This is a genomic window from Aquimarina sp. AU474, from assembly GCF_900312815.1.
Classification (GTDB): Bacteria; Bacteroidota; Bacteroidia; order Flavobacteriales; family Flavobacteriaceae; genus Aquimarina.
Genome location: NZ_OMPE01000009.1, coordinates 1,425,551 through 1,441,235 on the forward strand (window position 1 = coordinate 1,425,551; position 15,685 = coordinate 1,441,235).

General features: G+C 34.3%; 11 protein-coding genes. 10 read left to right on the forward strand and 1 reads right to left on the reverse strand.

What is annotated here, in order from left to right:
* Positions 1-3 precede the first annotated feature (3 nt).
* On the forward strand, positions 4-912 hold the full coding sequence (locus tag DK508_RS19670) for a GyrI-like domain-containing protein (protein ID WP_109302487.1): 909 nt from the start codon (positions 4-6) through the stop codon (positions 910-912).
* 208 nt (positions 913-1,120) lie between these two features.
* Positions 1,121-4,300 (forward strand): glycerol kinase GlpK, encoded by a 3,180-nt coding sequence (gene glpK, locus DK508_RS19675; RefSeq protein ID WP_109302488.1) that lies wholly within the window; start codon positions 1,121-1,123, stop codon positions 4,298-4,300.
* Positions 4,301-4,310: 10 nt separating this feature from the next.
* Here the strand turns inward: glpK and DK508_RS19680 are convergent, their stop codons facing one another.
* Positions 4,311-5,195, reverse strand: a complete 885-nt coding sequence (locus DK508_RS19680; protein WP_109302489.1) for a phosphatase PAP2 family protein — start codon at positions 5,193-5,195, stop codon at positions 4,311-4,313.
* A 330-nt stretch (positions 5,196-5,525) separates the two neighbouring features.
* Here DK508_RS19680 and DK508_RS19685 point away from each other — a divergent pair, with 330 nt between their 5' ends.
* From DK508_RS19685 to DK508_RS19715, 8 genes are all read left to right on the forward strand, one after another.
* Complete coding sequence (locus DK508_RS19685; RefSeq protein ID WP_109302490.1) at positions 5,526-5,936, forward strand: DUF1842 domain-containing protein; 411 nt, start codon at positions 5,526-5,528, stop codon at positions 5,934-5,936.
* A gap of 204 nt (positions 5,937-6,140) precedes the next feature.
* Positions 6,141-7,949 carry a hypothetical protein gene (locus DK508_RS19690; protein WP_109302491.1) on the forward strand — a complete coding sequence of 603 codons (1,809 nt, stop codon included), beginning with the start codon at positions 6,141-6,143 and terminating at the stop codon, positions 7,947-7,949.
* Positions 7,950-7,993: 44 nt separating this feature from the next.
* On the forward strand, positions 7,994-9,709 hold the full coding sequence (locus DK508_RS19695) for a hypothetical protein (RefSeq protein ID WP_109302492.1): 1,716 nt from the start codon (positions 7,994-7,996) through the stop codon (positions 9,707-9,709).
* Between the two features lie 33 nt (positions 9,710-9,742).
* A complete protein-coding gene (locus tag DK508_RS19700) occupies positions 9,743-11,614 on the forward strand; it encodes a hypothetical protein (RefSeq protein WP_109302493.1) in 1,872 nt (623 codons plus the stop codon).
* A 2-nt stretch (positions 11,615-11,616) separates the two neighbouring features.
* Positions 11,617-13,842, forward strand: coding sequence for an SAM-dependent methyltransferase (locus DK508_RS19705; protein WP_109302494.1), 2,226 nt, complete (start codon positions 11,617-11,619; stop codon positions 13,840-13,842).
* Between the two features lie 11 nt (positions 13,843-13,853).
* Positions 13,854-13,985: a hypothetical protein gene (locus DK508_RS21540; protein ID WP_255411367.1), complete on the forward strand. Its 132-nt coding sequence runs from the start codon at positions 13,854-13,856 to the stop codon at positions 13,983-13,985.
* A 5-nt stretch (positions 13,986-13,990) separates the two neighbouring features.
* Positions 13,991-14,635 carry a streptomycin biosynthesis enzyme StrG gene (locus DK508_RS19710; RefSeq protein WP_109302495.1) on the forward strand — a complete coding sequence of 215 codons (645 nt, stop codon included), beginning with the start codon at positions 13,991-13,993 and terminating at the stop codon, positions 14,633-14,635.
* Between the two features lie 237 nt (positions 14,636-14,872).
* Positions 14,873-15,682 carry a hypothetical protein gene (locus DK508_RS19715; protein WP_109302496.1) on the forward strand — a complete coding sequence of 270 codons (810 nt, stop codon included), beginning with the start codon at positions 14,873-14,875 and terminating at the stop codon, positions 15,680-15,682.
* Positions 15,683-15,685 lie beyond the last annotated feature (3 nt).

Sequence of the window (15,685 nt, forward strand, 5' to 3'; positions counted from 1 at the left end):
TTAATGAAAAAAATTATAGTTATTGTCTTGGTTGCATGTTTGGGACTTGCAACATGGTATTTGTTGATTAAAAAACATGATTATGTAATCACCTTTAATTCAAATACATCGCCTCAAAGTGTTTACAATTATGTAAAAAGTAAAAAGTTTATAGATACAACCTCTATGCAATGGAATGCTATAATTAAGGATAGTGTGGTTTCGAAATCTATGGTACAGGAAATAACTTTGGAAGATGAAAAGATACTATTAGACTGGACTTTTAATAGTATTGCAGATACTATAACAAAAATAGATGTAGGGATTGTTTCTGAAAATCATTCGGTAAAAAATCGAATACAAGCATTAACAGGAAGTTCTAATTCGGTAAAACGTGTTAAAAGTGAATTAATTCGTTTACGACAAGAATTCTTAAAATATACCAATACTTTTAAGGTGATTGTTGATGGAGAAAGTGAAACCCCTGATATGCATATTATTTCAACACAAACAGAAGGGCAAAGAGATCTTAAAGCCAAAATGATGATGAATGCAAATGCATACTTATATCCAAAATTAGATGAGAATAAAATAACCCAAGATGGATCTCCTTTTGTGAAAATTAGAGACTGGGATAAGAAAAATAATAAGATTAAATTTGATTTTGGAGTGCCTATTGTTAGAAAAGATACAGTGCCAGATACTATCCCTAATATTAAGTTTAATAATATTAAATCTAGAAAAGCCTTAAAAGCAACATTCTATGGTAATTATAGTATTAGTGACGAGGCTTGGTTGGTTTTATTAGAGTATGCTGATAAAAATAATATTTCTGTAGAGCATAAACCACTTGAAATTTTCTATAATAACCCTATGGCTGGAGGAAATCAAATAGAATGGAAGGCAGAAGTGTTTCTTCCAATTAAAGAGTAGTTAAATAGAGTATTTGTCACTGGTTTATAGAGAATAACATTAATTAGTAGCATAGAATAGCATATAAAATACATTTTTGCTTGGAGATTAACACAATAGTTCTGATATTTGTGTGAAATAGAGCCTTTTATTAACCAATTAAGTATACTGTTCTTAAGTTTTTTATAATATCTCGCCTCGAATAGGACAGTTTATAAATACTCAAAATATGGCCAAGAATTATATTATTGCATTCGATCAAGGTACAACTAGTACTAGAGCAATTGTTTTTGATAATTTAGGAGTAATTTGTGGGATCGCACAAAAAGAACTCACCCAATATTATCCGGAATCAGGATGGGTAGAACATGACCCTATAGAGATATTTAAACATCAAGAAGAAGTATTTAAAGAGGTTATTAAAAAATCTAAAATATCTGCCCAAGAAGTTGCAGCAATTGGTATTACCAATCAACGGGAAACCACAGTAGTTTGGGATAAAAATACAGGAGAACCTATTTACAATGCCATAGTCTGGTTAGATAAACGTACCACCAAAATTTGCGAAAATCTTAAACAGAGTGGACTAAGTGATTATGTTTCAAAAAATACTGGACTAGTAATAGACTCCTATTTTTCTGGGACTAAATTGAAATGGATTTTAGACAATGTAGAGGGAGCACGAGAAAAAGCATCTAATGGAGATTTGCTATTTGGAACTATAGATACTTGGTTGATTTGGAAATTTACAAATGGGACACACCATGTTACAGATCATTCTAATGCTTCAAGAACAATGCTATACAATATTCTAAGTCTAGAGTGGGATGATACATTGTTAAAAGCTATGGATATTCCTAAATCAATATTACCTACTGTACAATATTCTTCATCAGATTTTGGAGCAATTAACTATAATGGTAAAGATATTCCGATATATGGAGTAGCCGGGGATCAACAAGCCTCATTATTTGGTCAAGGAGGATATAAATCAGGAATAGCTAAAAACACCTATGGTACAGGGTGTTTTATGTTACTTAATACTGGTAAAAAGCCCTACGAGTCTCAAAACGGCTTGTTAACTACTTTATGTTGTAGTTTGCCCGATGATAATGTAAAGTATGCTTTAGAAGGAAGTATTTTTGTAGGTGGAGCCTCGATACAATGGTTAAGAGATAAACTTCAGGTAATTAATAAGGCTAGTGAAACAGAGGAAATATGTAAATCTACCAATACTACTGATGATTTATATGTTGTGCCTGCTTTTGCAGGTTTAGGTGCTCCTTATTGGGATATGGAAGCCAAAGGTGCAATATATGGGCTAACTCTAGATTCAGGAAAAAATGAGATTATTAAAGCTACAGTAGAAGCACTTGCATATCAAACAAGAGATGTTCTGGAAGCAATGGTTGAAGACAGCGGTAAACAAATGAAAGAACTCAAAGTAGATGGAGGAGCATCTGCTAATAATTATTTGATGCAATTTCAAGCTGATATTCTCAATGTATCTGTCGATCGTCCCAGAATGCTGGAAATTACGGCTTTGGGAGCAGCTTTTTTGGCTGGTATTAAAGCAGGTATATGGAATAAAAAAGATATTTCTAATATAAGAGCTATTGATACGGTTTTTAAACCGGAAATGACAGCGCACGAAAGAAGTCGTAAATATACTGGATGGCAACAAGCTGTTGCCCGTACAAAAACGACCAATAAAAATATGTTGGCTGTAAAAGAAGAAGGACCAATACGTTTTTCTGTTTTGGATCGAGGAGTACAGATACGGAAAGCCAAAAATGAAAAATATGACCTCGTTATTATAGGAGGAGGAGTTACAGGAGCAGGGATAGCTCTTGATGCAGCATCTAGGGGATTAAAGATATGTCTTGTAGAAAAAAATGATTTTGCCTCTGGTACCAGTAATAAATCTACCAAACTAATCCATGGCGGATTACGCTACTTAAAACAGATGGAAATAGGTTTGGTTAAAGAATCGGGTAGCGAGCGAGCTACCGTTCATAAATTGGTTCCTCATCTTGTAGTACCAGAAAAAATGTTATTACCCTTAATCGAAGGAGGTACCTACGGAAAATTGATGGCTTCAATAGGTCTTAAAGTTTATGATTTTCTGGCAAATGTTGAAGGAGAAGATCAGAGAAAAATGTTGAGCGTAGAAGAAACTAAAACCAAAGAGCCGTTGCTAAATACCAAAGGACTTACAGGAGGAGGATACTATGCAGAGTATAGAACAGATGATGCCAGACTAACCGTAGAGTTGTTAAAAAAAGCAGCTTCTTTTGGTGCCAACGGTATCAACTATTGTGAGATGACTTCATTTAATTATGATGATAATGGGAAAATTAAAAGCCTTCAATGCCTTGATCATAATACTAAAGAATCATTTGTAATCCAATCGAGAAATTATGTCTCTGCCGCTGGACCATGGGTAGATTTATTAAGGGAGAAGGATCATTCTATGAATAACAAATATCTTCATCTTACCAAGGGTGTGCATTTGGTTTTTTCTAGAGAACGATTTCCATTAACACAATCTATATATTTTGATGTGCCAGATGGCAGGATGATATTTGCAATTCCAAGAGGAAGAGCAACATATGTAGGAACTACAGATACGAATTACAGTGCAAGTTTAAATCGAGTAGTAGCAACAAATGAAGATGCATCATATCTTCTTGATGCAGTTAATCATATGTTTCCCCGTTTAGAACTCACTATTTCTGATATAGAATCAAATTGGGCAGGCTTAAGACCTTTGATTCATGAAGATGGAAAAGATCCTTCAGAACTATCCAGAAAAGATGAAATATTTGTATCAGAAACAGGGTTAATATCGATTGCGGGGGGTAAATTAACGGGGTATAGAAAAATGGCGCAAAGAGTTATTGATACTGTACTTAAAACCATGAGTAATAAGAAAAGAGAAACCTTTTCTAAATCGTATACTCAACAAATACAACTCACTAGTGATCCAATGAACACTAGTGAAGAAGTAAGCACTTATATGAATCAAGTAACTCAACAACTTAAAGATATTAAGATAGAGGATCCCTATTACAGTTGGTATTTGGTTTCGACCTATGGAAAACAAGCAGATATTATTATGAACAAGGTAAATTATTTCCTTAATGATGCTGTTGAAGAAAGATTGATTAGAGCCGAATTATGGTATAGTGTCCACCATGAGATGACGAATGGCTTAGCAGATTTTTTTGTGAGAAGAACGGGTAGATTATATTTTGATATTTATAGTATACATCAGTACCGATCAATAATAGAGGAAGATCTAATAAAATATTTAAAATGGGATGAGATACGTTTGGATAATGAAAACAAATATTTAAATATGCTTTTAGAAGATGCTACTACTTATTACAAAAAGGAATTTAGTTAAATAACTATTCTTAGAATCTGCCAACAACTCCAAGTTGTCCGGCGCCTAAGCTAAGATTCCATTTAATTTTATTTTTCTTATGACCATAAACATAACGCTCTTTCTTTTTTAAATAATTATCGATACCGTCGACTACAAAAACACTTATGGCTACTCCTAATACCACATCAGTAAGCCAATGTGCGCCAGCCCATAAACGAGAGACAGGAGAAAGTAAACCAATGGCAAAGATACCTCCCTTTAGATATGGGTTTTTAAATTGTTTACCAATAGCATATGCTGTAGTAAATGCTAGTATCGCATGCCCAGATGGAAAAGAATGAAAACCAGCCTCACTTGACCAAAATCGAAAACTAAGGTTGCCTTCGCCAGTGGTAGGCCTAGCACGTCCTACTAGAGTTTTACTTACGGTTTGAAGGATACCTCCTGCGGTTGCAGATGCTATGAGTAGGACGCCTGTTCTGCGAATTTTTTCATTTTTGGTAATTAACCCCATGGCATAAACACTCGTTGTAAGACCATAATTAAAAAGAGGTTTCCCAAATCTAAAACTAGCATCAGTAACAAAATCTGGTACACCTTCTGCTTGATTTGTAAAATACTCATTTGCAGGTTCATCTAGTGCCAATAAGGCTGCGGTTCCTACTACTACCCCACCAAAAGTAATCCAATCTTTCTGTTTCCATTTAAAAGGCTGCGTATATGCATGTTTTACACCGCCATACACAGATAGACCGTCATATTTGATCATTTGCCAGGTATTCATTTTACTTTGAGAAACTGGAGTGTTTAAAGTGTCTTTAGTGTGTTGAGGTATACTATCATTTTGTGAGTAAGCGATATGTGTAACAAGGATTAATAAGATAGTTACAAGTAGGGTTTTGATAGATGTCATAGTACAGGTTTACCTAACAAAAATAATAACTTATTCATAATAATACTTATAACAATCTGAGTAAAAAACTAAAAATCTACATAAAGCAAGTATTTTATCCTTGTTTCTCCATGACTTTATTGAATGAATTTGATAAATATTTCTACCGGGTATTTTTACCTATTTAGGCAATTTCAATATTAGTACTGAAAAAAAAATCAAATATGATTCGCAATTTTGATAGGAGTTCAGTACTTCTTTTTCTGAATTCTATCATACGTATATTATTTCTCTTGGGGTAATCCGAAAACCCATTAATCGAGTAGGAACAAAATTCTAAATAACATTAAGATGAGTACAAAAGAACTTGAATTAAGCCCAGCGATTGCAGGAGCGTATTTAACAAAGGGTACAATAGGAAATGTTGGCACACCTGGAGCTCCTGTAGTCCATTTTTCTTTGGTAGTAGTACCTTCAAAAAACACCGTTTCCGGTACAGTTGAAATTACTCAGGCTATAGAAGGTGGGAGTGTTACAATTGATAATGTAAAAGGAAGTATCCGTCCTACTGGATTTGGGAAAATTACTAAAATAGTGAGTTTAGAAGGAGAGTATCTTCAACCATTCCCACCTCCTGCTATCGGGTTTATTGAGCAGAAATTTTTTGCTCATATGGATATTGACGATAGCTGGAACGGACAAGGAGGGTTTTCTTATGCAGGACGAAAAGTTAACAATGTACCAGTAAAATCCGAGAATTAGACATTGAAGATAACAATGCAATTGCATTGTTATCTTTTTTTTAACTCAAAAAAATAACATCAAGGGGCACAATAAACACAAATCCTATTATTAGGGGTGAAATTTAAAATTAAACTTGTGTTTTTAAGAAACGAGAGTGCTATTATAAGGGCTACGTTTCATATACAGGCGCTATTGATGTAACAATCATTATAAACTTGAATTATGAACACTACAAACACGAGTAACGACTCTATAAAAGAAGATGAAATTGAAAATTCTTCTACTTCAGAAGTAGGAACTATACTATCTGCGACAGCTCAAAATAACATTTCAAAAGATTGTAAAATCACTAATTCTACTGATGCAAATGCTAAAATAATTCTACCTACAACTGCGCAAACTAATACTAGTGAGAGTTTAGTCGAAGCATACAATCAAAGTATCGAAATATTAGCACTAAAAAATGGCGGCCAAATCATTAATAAAGGAAATGATGGAACTGTTACTTTGGATCAAACGTATACAGATCCTTCCACAGGTCAATCTACCTATTCAACAATATACAACCTATTGATTAGTACTTCAGATTGGTTTTATCCTATTGCGAACAATATAGTAGAAGTCGCAAATAATAGCTATCCAGATCAGACTGTTAATAGTACGAATCAAACAGCAATGACCGAGGCTAGTAGTTTTTATCAAACAATATCTGTTTATCCTACTTCTAAATTAGCAACAGATTTTGAGAAAGCAATGAAATCGGGTATCTCTTCTGCACAAGCACAAGCAAATGGAAACCCAGGATCTTCCCAAAATATTGCCCAAACATTGAATGATGCGGTGAATACTTTTTTTCAAAGCACTAAAAATTATAGGCATGTTACCATGTCTGATTTTATGGCGATTGATACTTATTACAAGAAATTTCCATTTGTATGGTCTAAATACTCAAAAGCTGTAACCTATTATTTATATAGTAGTGACGGAAAAACAAAACAATTTATAGGAACAATTACACTTAATAAACCGTCTCAAATTAATATAGCAAGTAATAACGGAGGGTATACATGTACATTTTCACCGGCTAAAAACCCTAATGACCTGAAATCTGTGGATGTCGATACAACAGATACTAAAGCACTCACCTATCTAAATGGAATATTTGTAGATGATGTAAACAAAGACATTCCGGGTATTGCAGTGAAAGGTATTTTTCAATTACGAAATTTATTTAGCAATGATCCTAAAGATGTCGAAGTGATTCCTGTTTTAACAGGTACAATTAATGGAATTACGTGTTTAGGTAGAGATGAAAGTCAAACAACAAAAGATAATCCTAAAAGCTTTAAGCAAATAATTGATTTGATTCTTGAAATTGGTGCAGGGATTGTTTTTATTCCAGCTACTATTGTCTTAATCCGAACATACTACTTGTGGATAAGAGATCGAAATGTACCTACAACAAGACAAGAACTTGATGCTCTCGAAGGGCGTCTTAATAATCAACTCAATGATGAATTGAATGATCTTTATGCTGACCTTACTGCTGGTCGTATGTCACCACCATCTAGTATTAGTGATGGGTTAAGTAGTCTATCGAGTAGTCAAGATTCCCTTATGAGTGTTTCTTCTTTGCGAGATCTGTCTTCTAGTCAATCAATTTTAGCTGATAGATTGGGGGTTTTAGATCGATATGCTTCTTCCTTTTCTTCTGAACAAAGTATAGAAATGCAAGAATTAGGGACCAGATTAAGTGACCTTTCTGCAGAAGTAAACTTTGATTCACCACCACCTAGTTTAAGTGACCTTAGTAGTTTAACTTCTTCTTTCGGGAGTTTATCTATAGATATAAGCGATTTAACAAGTAGTGTGAGTAGTGGTATTTCAGAGCATGATCTGCGTTCTCTTGACGATATGCGATCAGAAACCAGTTCAATTATAAGTGATGTTTCAGCATCAGTGAAAGATGATTCTGAACTTTCTGAAGATAGCGATCCCGAATCAGATGGCATTTTTCCAATAGAAGAGTAAACCAACATACTTTAAAAATCTTAAAACCTAAAAAAATAAAAACAATGGAAAATCAAAGCATAGGAGATTTGGATACTTTAACCAAATCTAAAGAACAATCTAAAAATTGTAGCGTAACTAATAATAGTTCACAAGATGTAGTTGTTGTTTTACCAATAGCAGGACAAACACCAGGACCAGATAACTCGGCTACAGTTGTTAAAGGACTAGATCTGGAAGTATTGAACACTACAGATGGCACTGCAATTATTGCAAAAGATAAAAGTGCATCAGTAGTTTTAGATATGATGTATAAAGACTCTGATACCGGTGAAGAAAAATGGTCTTCGATTTATGATTTGATAATTAGTTCTAGCTCCTGGTATATGCCCGTAGCTAATCATTCTGCCAGTGCTATATTAGGACCTTTTGAGCCTGTTACAGCTTCGTCTGATGATGAAACGGCAATGCAACAAGCTGCTACATTTTATCAAACAATAATAGCATATCCAAACTCGAAACTTGCTTCAGATTATGTCGCCGCTATGAAACAATCTCAAACAGATGCAAGTTCTAAGGCCGACGGTAGTTCTGGATCTTCTCAAAATGTGGCAGATTCATTAAGTGATAGTGTACAAAAGTTCTTTGAAGGTACTAAGGAATTCAAAAAAGTAACCTTACCTGTTTTGGTTGCAATGGAAGATTACTACAGGGATTTTTCTTTTGTTTGGAGTCAATATAAATCAACAACATATAACATTTATAAATCAAATGGAGATCAACTAGGAAAGGTAACTTTTACAAAACCTGACACTATTGATGTAACTAAAGATAATGGAGGATATACGATAACCTATACCTCTTCTGATGAGAAAACTACTAAAAATCTTATCTATTCTGATAGTTTATTTGTAGATGATGTAAATTCTGATACTCCGAGTATTGCACTTAAAGGAACTTTTCAATTAAAGGGAGTTGTTAATGCAACTTCAGATGCTACAATGATTACTATGTTAACAGGAGTTATAGGAGCAGATACGTGTTTAGGAGTAGATTTTGAAATCAAAAAGGATTCTAAAGGAAATCCAGCTTGGTACAAAACAGATGCTTTTCAGGAGTTTATGGCTATAGGTGGTTTGGCTATGTTCGCCATGCTTGCATTAGGTCCTATTAAATGGATTTATGGTAAATGTTTTGGAAAAAAAGCACCTACAACAGAAGAACAGTTTAAAAAGATGCAAGATGATATTAAAGCTTCTCTTAAGGAAGAAATAGATACAGCGGTCAAAAAAATATCAGATGGGAAAGGAGAGGTACCTGATAATCCGGCAGATGCACTTGAAGAGATGGGAGCTTCTAAAGGGCGTGTTCAAGCTGCCGAAAATGCTGGTAAAATCCAAGAAGGACTAGAATCTGAAGCAAATACTCTTGAACAATTAGCAGAATTTGAAGGCGATATGACACCAGACCAACTGGAAACTTTAGAGTCTAATGCAAGTGATCTTAAAGAAATTCAAGATGCACTTGATAATGCCCAGTTTAAAGATTTACCAGATGTAGTAAAAGCGCAAACTGAGAAAATGGGAGACTTAAAATCTAATATAAATGATTTTGTCGAAGAAGTGCAAGAACACCTATCTGCAGAAGCTAAAGCACAAATTGCAGAAAACAAAGCCACTAGTGACAAATTAGTTGATGAAGTAAACGAATCTCAACAGGAACAGGAAGAAGAAGCTTCTCAAGATGGTGAGGATGTAGATCCAATCGAACCAGTTGAATGATAAATACTAAAACTAAATTTTAAAATTTAAATCATGGCTAATACTATAGTTAATATAAATAATCAATTAAATCAAGCACTGGATATCTATACATTCACTGTACCATCTGGTGCTTCGGCTTCTGATCCATCTACAATGTATCCCAATTATACCAAAGTGGGAACTGTAACGGCTAATAATACCAAGGGAACTTATACGCCAGATCCAAAAAACCCTTTAGAAAACCTTGCTTTTGTACAGCAAACTAATGGTTTACCGGTTTTTCAGGCAGTAACTAATATATTAGGAGATACACAAGTAACTATTCCGACCACCGCAATAACCACTGCACAGGCCGCTTTTAGTTTTTATAAATCTTATAAAGGAAGTCCATATTCTCCTAATTCATTGCAAATCAATAGTATTATATTAGATAATACAGATATTTCTACTCAAAAAAGTTTATTAGATCAATGGTTTAAGACTAATAAATTTCCATTTGATTATGGATTATTTTCCTCAGTTTCATATTGGGCAGAAAACGATGCAAGAGCATGGGCTGCAACTTATTATTGTTACAGCCCTCAGAATCCAAAACCAGAGATTCCTTTAGTATTACCTAAAAATCAAACGGGACAACTAGTTTTGGGAACCGATGGTACAGCTACGTATACTCCAGTTACTGGTACTGATAGTGCCGGAAATCCAATTTTGGGAACTGCAGTAACACTTACATATTCTAAAAGTGTAGCTGCTTCTAAAAATGCAACCGATACTTCAGGTGTAAATCTAACGGCTATTCCTCAAGATATGGTGCTACATGATGGTGCATCCGGAACCTATGAACTGTTCTTTACAGGAAAAATTAATGGAGATGACGTAATCATTCAACCTTATCCCGTTCCTAAATTAGCGTGGTGGATGGGAGTATACGATTTGGCTTCTTTGGCTTTTACTGCGATTAATGTAATTATGATCGTACATACCGTTATCGAACTTGCCAAAAGTCTGCCTGATTTATTTAGTGCATTAAAAACAGGAGGTGAAGCTATTGTAAACTCTACAAAAAGTGCGGTAAGCAGTGTATCCAAATGGATTAATGAAAAATTTACTGATGCCGCAGAGCCTAATGGTGACTTAGTAAATACCGATATCGACACTGATGTTGATACCGACGTTGATACTGATGTTGATACCGATGTTGATACCGATGTTGATACTGATGTAGACATTGATGTAGACATTGATGTGGATATTGATGCTTTTGTAGTGGTAGATATTGATGTAGATATTGATGTGGATATCGATACGGATGTGGATAATGTAGTGGATAATGTTGTAGATAGCGTAATTGATGTAGATACTGACATTGATACCGATGTTGATGTGGATAGCAATACTCTTGGAAATCTTTTAAAAAATATAGGAAAATCTCTTTGGGAAAATAAAGGAACCATAATGAAGGCGGTTCTTAAAAATGCAGCCGTGATGGGAGGTATGATGGGAGCTCAAAAACTTCTTCAATTATGGTATAAAAAAGCAGGACAAAGTTATGCTGGTATGATTCCCGCAGAAGCTGCACCTTTAGGTCTATTAACTGATTATATGTTGAACTCTGCGAACTCAATTTCGGATCGTTGGAACACTTTTGCAGATTATGCACAGCAAGGAGCTAGTACTGATGAACAAAACTTAGTAGTCGCAGGACTTATTTCGTCTAAAAACGATACCGAAGATGCAGCATTGGCAGCATGGAGATGGAGCAAATCTGATGAAGAAGCATGTGTAAATGCAATGGTCACGGCGGCCGCTACAGATAAATATAAAGGGTACAATACTTTGGCTACTTATAAATATAGTGGAAAAGATTTGCCATTAAAAGTTGGAGCTGGTGTGGCTCTTAAATTCTTAGTTAAAATTAGTTAATTATGTTACAAGAAAACAAACTCAAAATGTATCCTAAATACGAAGATCACCAGCAGGCATGGGAAGAATTAGCTCAAGGCATAGCTTCTATCAAAGACGACATAAGTGATGTTGAAGATGGGAGTATCTTACCAAATTCTAAAAAAGGAGAATTAATTATTATTGGTTCGGGAATCGAAACCATTGGAGTATCACTTGGTGATAAGAAACTTATCGAAGATGCGGATAAGGTTCTTTTTTGTGTAGCCGATCCGGCAACTATAGTTTGGCTAAAACGATTAAGGCCAGATGCCCTGGATTTATATGTCCTGTATGGAGAAAACAAGGTTCGTTATACTACATATATGCAAATGACAGAAGCGCAACTTTATTGGGTTCGCAAAGGTTTAAAAGTAGTGGTAGTTTTTTATGGACATCCAGGAGTATTTGTGCTTTCAACGCATAGAGCTATAAAGTTGGCACGAAGAGAAGGGTATAAAGCCACAATGAAAGCTGGAGTATGTGCCTTAGATACTTTGTGTGCAGATTTAGGGGTGGACCCTTGTCATCCAGGATTGCAAACACATGAAGCTACAGATTGCCTTATTCGTCAACGAAATATAGATCCTACACTGCATGTTATTTTGTGGCAAGTAGGTTTAATAGGTGAGTTGGGATATCGAAGGCAAGGGTATTTAAATGACAATTTTTCTTACTTTATTAAATGGTTGCAAGGAATTTATGGTGATGAATATGAAATTACTCACTATATCGGTTCTCGATATCCGACCATAGATCCTTTGATTCAAAAATACAAGTTGAGTGAGCTTCATGACCCTGAAAATCAGACCAAAGTAACAGGGCTTTCTACTTTCTACATTGAGCCTAGAGATGTGGTCCCTTCTCATTTACAGACAGTGAAAGATCTTGGAATCCTAAAGGAAGGGCAACGAATCATTCCTCCAAAATCACCATTGCGAGAAATAGGTTTATATGGCCCGCGGGAAATGAAAGCTTTTGATGCATATTCTAAATTTAGAATCCCACCTTCTTATAAATGGCAAAATGATACAGAAGCGAGTAACTTTTTGATAGAATTACGTTTTGATACTCAATTACAAGATCTTTATCTCAAAAATCCTTTGGAAGCATTAAACGACCCTCGTTTTGACGGTTTGTCTGATAGAGAAAGAGCTCTTTTGGCATCAAGAGATTCAGGAGCTATTCAAATAGCTTCCAAAGGGGCTTATGTACGTTCTATAGAAACGGAAGAAACTCTAACGAATATTTTGACACGTAAATCATCATCAACTTCCCTTCTTAAAACAATTGCAAATTTAAATAAAAACAATGCACGAGATGAATTCAACCGTTGGTTGGATGAGAATGATTTCACCATAAATTGGGGATCTTTGCACAGCTCTATAGATTTTATTAATCGTAATAATATGTTTCCGTGGACAGGTGTATATATAGAACCTGAACAAAAATTGGCGGTTACCATTATTGGAAACCAAACCAATAGAAGGAAAAGTATTGTATATGTAAATGACATCCGTATCAAAAATTTCGCTTTTGATAATGGCGTTATCAAATGGAAAAGTAATGCTCAAGTACCCTTTAATGGTTTTATTAGACCCGATGTGGATCTGCAAGGCAAGCGTAGAATTATTGGTAAAGTATGGCCTGATGAAGAAACGGTACCTGCTAACAATAACTTCGTAGCTTATGACGTAGATCCCGAAAGAAAAGTTCTCGCGGCAGAGTCAGCACAGTTTTATGAAGGTAATGACATCCAAGATATTTATGGAAACTATGCAGTGCGCACAAATGGACGTTTTTCGAGGATGATTAATGAATTTAATCTTTCTGAGTTAGGTTTAGAAATCAATCAACAAAAAGTCGAATCTTATAACTTCGAAAATGGAAAACTGAGTTGGATTGGAGGTAACAAAGCTTGCTATTCTGGATCAGTAAATCTATTAGTTGATCCTATAATAAAGAGTATAGAGCTTTATGGTAGTTCAACGTCTAGCGAAGAAGCAGGGGAGTTTAAATGTTATGGCTCTCTTCAATTCAATGAAAAACCAGAATATAATGGGCCAAAAGTTCCAGAATGGGCAGAAAATTATTTAGCAACTATTGCGTATGATAATAGTAAAAAGGGGGGATTGCTTTTCTGGCATAAGTGGGAAAAGCAAAATTTTACCAGCATGGTTATGAATAAATATATATCAAACCTTATTTAAAACTCAAAATTATGAATACAAATCATCCCTTTGATTTATTGCAAAATTTATTCGACATTTTTTGTTTTTACGTAAAAACTGTTTCTGATGATTCTGATATTGGAGAAGATATGTTAGCCTCAAAATCGAATATGATATTTTAAAAAAAATGGAAAGAAATTTTATCATTTTAGAATATGATGTTGAGCAATATCCCTTTCAAGAAATGTTATGCAAACAGGTATTTAAAGTCCCTAGGTTAGAACACTTACATGTAGTTTGGAAGAAGCAAAACAAAAGAGAAGAACTTAATTATAAAGACAATTTAGTTCTTAGGAAGCTAATGCAAAGACTACCAGATGAATCTCTATTTTATAAGATATATCATAAGTGGATAGCTAATATTTTGGCTCCTCATTATGCTAATAAAATCAGTTACTCGGCTCATCCCAAAATGCGCGTGCATTTAGCAGGAACAGGAACAGTTAGTGATTTTCATAGAGATGTAGATGTAACTAAACGTCAGGATCAAATTAATTGTTATTTACCTTTTACAGATGTGTTTGAAAGTTCAACTTTGTGGTGTCAAAAAAGTTATAATTCTACCGAATACAATCCTATTAACCTTAAATATGGTCAGGCATTGCTTTGGGATGGAGGTTGGTTAAAACATGGAACCTATGAAAATAGTACGAATAATACACGTGTGAGTTGTGATTTTAGATTTCATGCAAAAGTCCCCGAGAAAGTTAAGAGCCCATGGAGGGATGTACTTTCGGGTAGAAAGGTACAATCTGTTACAAAAGATGAATAGTAGTAAGTAGAAGTGTCTCTTTTAAAAAAGCACTATATGTTATTGTCATTTTGGGATCGCTACAGATAAATATTCTAATAAACCCATTTGAACTTATGATTTTCTATTGGGGGGTATGATGGAAGATATTAAGGGAAAATGGGTTTACTGTTATTCTTATGGCGAAATATGAAATAAGTTAATATAGCCTAGTTGTGAACAACAATTTGATTAACGTATTATTAAACAACTAAAAAAATGATTTTAAGAAATGATAAAAAAAATACGACTCCTCTAAAATTATTTAAACCTTTATTTGATAGAGATAGTCTTCAAATCTTAGAATGGTCGATTAAAATTACTCGAGATCGTATTGAGCCTAGTTGTAAGCCAACATTTTATGTTTATCATAAGGATGAAGATTTTTCTAATTATTACAAACTCAATGCGCTTTTAGCAAAAGTAGCTTACCCAAAAGATATTTTAGATATTCAAGAAAAAGGGATTCCCACTTCCATGTATAATGGTTTGCGTATCCCGTTGATGTTTGATGATCATAAATGTTTGTATATTAATGAAGAAGGTGAACATACAATTCGCTCTTTACGCTGGAAAAACAAAGAGTCTTATGATGAGTTGAGATATATTTTTAAAAATGACTTAGAAATTAATGATTCTAATGGCTATGTACATCAAGAATTAAAAGATTATTATACGAGTATTTCGCAAAAAGACAGGTCTAATATTTGTTCAGGAATTTGGTTTCAGGAGATGAATGATCGAATTAGTGAATTATATCTTGCATTTCCAGAAAGACCAAAATTGAAATGGATCATAAAAGAATTAAAGAGTTATATGTCAAATAAAACATACAAAAATGTATGGGCATATTCTGATTTGAGATGTAAAAACATAGGGTTTGACAGTCACATAGCTGCTAATCTGGCAATAACTATATATTTTTCAATTCCGGTTGGTGATATGTTTCCTGATAATTATATAGAACTGATGGATACTACACATGATTTTTTTTGCTATATAAAAAAAGCAAAAACCTCCTTTATATAGTCA

What these genes read in the sequence shown, in the direction of transcription:
- DK508_RS19670 (WP_109302487.1), top strand. Translation starts at nt 4, where the DNA reads ATGAAAAAAATTATAGTTATTGTCTTGGTTGCATGTTTGGGACTTGCA.
- glpK (WP_109302488.1), top strand. Translation starts at nt 1,121, where the DNA reads ATGGCCAAGAATTATATTATTGCATTCGATCAAGGTACAACTAGTACT.
- DK508_RS19680 (WP_109302489.1), bottom strand. Translation starts at nt 5,195, where the DNA reads ATGACATCTATCAAAACCCTACTTGTAACTATCTTATTAATCCTTGTT.
- DK508_RS19685 (WP_109302490.1), top strand. Translation starts at nt 5,526, where the DNA reads ATGAGTACAAAAGAACTTGAATTAAGCCCAGCGATTGCAGGAGCGTAT.
- DK508_RS19690 (WP_109302491.1), top strand. Translation starts at nt 6,141, where the DNA reads ATGAACACTACAAACACGAGTAACGACTCTATAAAAGAAGATGAAATT.
- DK508_RS19695 (WP_109302492.1), top strand. Translation starts at nt 7,994, where the DNA reads ATGGAAAATCAAAGCATAGGAGATTTGGATACTTTAACCAAATCTAAA.
- DK508_RS19700 (WP_109302493.1), top strand. Translation starts at nt 9,743, where the DNA reads ATGGCTAATACTATAGTTAATATAAATAATCAATTAAATCAAGCACTG.
- DK508_RS19705 (WP_109302494.1), top strand. Translation starts at nt 11,617, where the DNA reads ATGTTACAAGAAAACAAACTCAAAATGTATCCTAAATACGAAGATCAC.
- DK508_RS21540 (WP_255411367.1), top strand. Translation starts at nt 13,854, where the DNA reads ATGAATACAAATCATCCCTTTGATTTATTGCAAAATTTATTCGACATT.
- DK508_RS19710 (WP_109302495.1), top strand. Translation starts at nt 13,991, where the DNA reads ATGGAAAGAAATTTTATCATTTTAGAATATGATGTTGAGCAATATCCC.
- DK508_RS19715 (WP_109302496.1), top strand. Translation starts at nt 14,873, where the DNA reads ATGATTTTAAGAAATGATAAAAAAAATACGACTCCTCTAAAATTATTT.